The sequence below is a fragment of the uncultured Campylobacter sp. genome, from assembly GCF_938031315.1.
Classification (GTDB): Bacteria; Campylobacterota; Campylobacteria; order Campylobacterales; family Campylobacteraceae; genus Campylobacter_B.
Genome location: NZ_CALHHT010000105.1, coordinates 1 through 2,656, shown reverse-complemented (window position 1 = coordinate 2,656; position 2,656 = coordinate 1). Strand labels below are relative to the sequence as shown.

Sequence of the window (2,656 nt, the reverse complement as noted above, 5' to 3'; positions counted from 1 at the left end):
AAACCTCAATAAAATCGCACTTGAGGGTAAGATCGATCCACTCATCGGACGCGAAAAAGAGATCGAAAAGACGCTGCAAACCCTCTGTCGCCGCAAGAAAAATAATCCGATCTTAGTGGGCGAAGCAGGGGTTGGTAAAACCGCGATCATTGAGGGCATCGCGCTAAAAATCGTCCGCGGCGAAGTGCCAGAAAAGCTAAAAAACAAGGTGATTTACGCCCTTGATGCTGGCGCGCTGATCGCAGGAACTACGCTGCGCGGGGAGTTTGAGGAGAGGCTAAAAGACCTTATAGACGAGTTTAGCGCCAATCAAAACGCGATTTTATTTATCGATGAAATTCACACGATCGTTGGCGCAGGCACGGGCAATCGCAACGAACTTGATATGTCAAACATCCTAAAGCCTTCGCTTGCAAGCGGCGAGCTATCGGTCATCGGCGCTACTACATACGGCGAATACCGCTCGTTTTCGCAGGATAAAGCGCTTAGCCGCAGGTTTTGTAAGATCGATGTGAGCGAGCCTAGCATTGACGATAGCGTCGAAATTTTAAAAGGCGTAGCCAAAAAATATGAGGAATTTCACGGCGTGAAATTTAGCGACGAAATTTTGCGAGATAGCGTAACGCTTGCTAAAAAATATCAAAGCGATAAATTCCTTCCCGACAGCGCCATTGATCTCATCGACGAGGTGGGCGCGAGCTTTGCGTTTAAGCCACACGAAGCTCCTCTTGAAATCAGTAAGGATGATTTAGTAAATACACTTTCGATTAGCGCGAATATCGCAAATTTAAGCAGTAGCGTCGATAATAAACAGGTACTAAAAAATCTGGAAGCCAATATCAAGCGTGAAATTTTCGGTCAAGACGAAGCGGTTAGCAGTCTTTGTAAGGCGCTTCTACGCTCTTACGCCGGGCTTGGAGGCGCAAGCTCCCCAATCGGCGTATTTTTGTTCGCAGGTAGTAGCGGCGTGGGCAAAAGTGAGCTAGCCAAGGTCTTAGCCGCGCAGCTTGGAGTACATTTTGAGCGCTACGATATGAGTGAATATATGGAAGCTCACAGCGTCTCGAGGCTCATCGGAGCACCTCCTGGATACGTGGGCTTTGAAAATGGCGGAATTTTAACGAATAATATCAAAAAGCACCCTTACAGCGTCATTTTATTTGATGAGGTAGAAAAAGCTCATCCTAGCATGACGAATATTTTTTTAGGAATTTTCGATAACGCAAGTCTTACCGATAACAACGGCGTTACGACCGATTTTAAAAATACGATCATAATAATGACGTCGAATTTAGGCACGAAAGAAGCGCCGCAAGTTGGATTTACGAAGGACGAGAGCTATAAAGTAGATAGTGCCATAAAAAGCTTTTTTGCGCCAGAATTTCGCAATCGTATCGATAAAATCATAAATTTCAACCGCCTAAGCACCGAAATTTTAGAAAAGATCGTGGATAAAACGATCCGCGAGCTTGAAGCGGGGCTGAAAAACGTAAAATTTAGCCTAAGCAAAGCGGCGAAAGATTTCATCATCACGCGCGGCTACTCCGATGAGTTCGGCGCGCGAAACCTAAAGCGCGAGATCGGCACGCAGATCAGCGACCGTATAAGCGAGGAGCTACTTTTCGGCGCGCTGCAAAATGGCGGCACGGTTGAGATCGACAGCGATGGCGCGGAGCTTGAGTTTAAATTTTTTGCCGCAAGCAAAGCCTTGCAGCTAAGCGGCGCAAAGAGTGCGGCAGAGGAAGCGGGCGGCGATGGCGCAAGCAATAAGGCCTTAAGCGAAAGCTGCGGTGGCGAATCGGGCACGAAAGCGGCCGTTTCGGAAGCAAAGAATGAGAAATCATTTTAGAAATTTTAAAATTTCGTCCGCGCAAGCCGAATCAGACGCGGGCGCAAAATTTAACATAAAATTTCACGCAGAATTTTTTGCTAGGCGGAGTAGGGGGCGCGGCGCAGAATTTGACTGCCCTTGCTCTATGCTATGTGCTGCGACAAAAGGCGAGAACAAAGCGAGCGGAAGAGAATTCGATCCGCGACTACATCTGGCGCGAAATTTTGCGCGCGGCGAAGTGGCGAGCGCGGAGAAAATTTCATCGCGGAATTTTGCACGCAGCAGCTAAAATTAGGGCTTTTGCACTCTATCGCAAAATTTAATCGTGGATCTGAATTTGGCGAGAGGCTGGCTAAAACAAGCGAGCTTTGCCCGAATGAGTTTAAATTTAACGAGCAGATTTGCGCGGCTAAGTCGCAACGAAATGGATTCCGCCGCGTAGTGCAAGCTCATAAATTTAAAGAATTTCAGGTAACGCAGGTGTGTAAATTTACAGAATTCCGCGTAGCTCAAGCGGGCAAATTTACAGAATTCCACGAGAGCAAAGCGCTTGAGTTTAAAAAATTTAGCCCACAAAGCGTTCGGGGCGTACAAAATGTACAAAGCGCGCTGGGTGTTCAGAGCTTGCAAACTGCTCAAAGCGCGCGGCACATCTCGCAGCACGGAGAAAATTTAACTGCGAAATTTCGCGATAAAATTTATGCGAAAGCGCAACCGAGCGCTAAATTTAGCGCGGGATTTTATGCGGGCAAAAATGTAGAGCTCGCCGCGAAATTTCATAAAGCGGTCGCCGCGGAGCCGCGATGAGAAAGTTTTACGACTTCC

General features: G+C 47.4%; 3 protein-coding genes. All 3 read left to right on the top strand.

Annotation, left to right across the window (positions count from 1 at the left end):
* Window positions 1–1,849, top strand: a 1,849-nt coding sequence (locus Q0236_RS02975; RefSeq protein ID WP_297914968.1) for an AAA family ATPase, incomplete at its 5' end; no start/stop codon positions are given.
* On the top strand, window positions 1,833–2,120 hold the full coding sequence (locus Q0236_RS02970; RefSeq protein ID WP_297914965.1) for a hypothetical protein: 288 nt from the start codon (window positions 1,833–1,835) through the stop codon (window positions 2,118–2,120). The genes Q0236_RS02975 and Q0236_RS02970, both read left to right, overlap by 17 nt.
* An 11-nt stretch (window positions 2,121–2,131) precedes the next feature.
* Window positions 2,132–2,638: a hypothetical protein gene (locus tag Q0236_RS02965; protein WP_297914961.1), complete on the top strand. Its 507-nt coding sequence runs from the start codon at window positions 2,132–2,134 to the stop codon at window positions 2,636–2,638.
* Window positions 2,639–2,656: the final 18 nt, after the last annotated feature.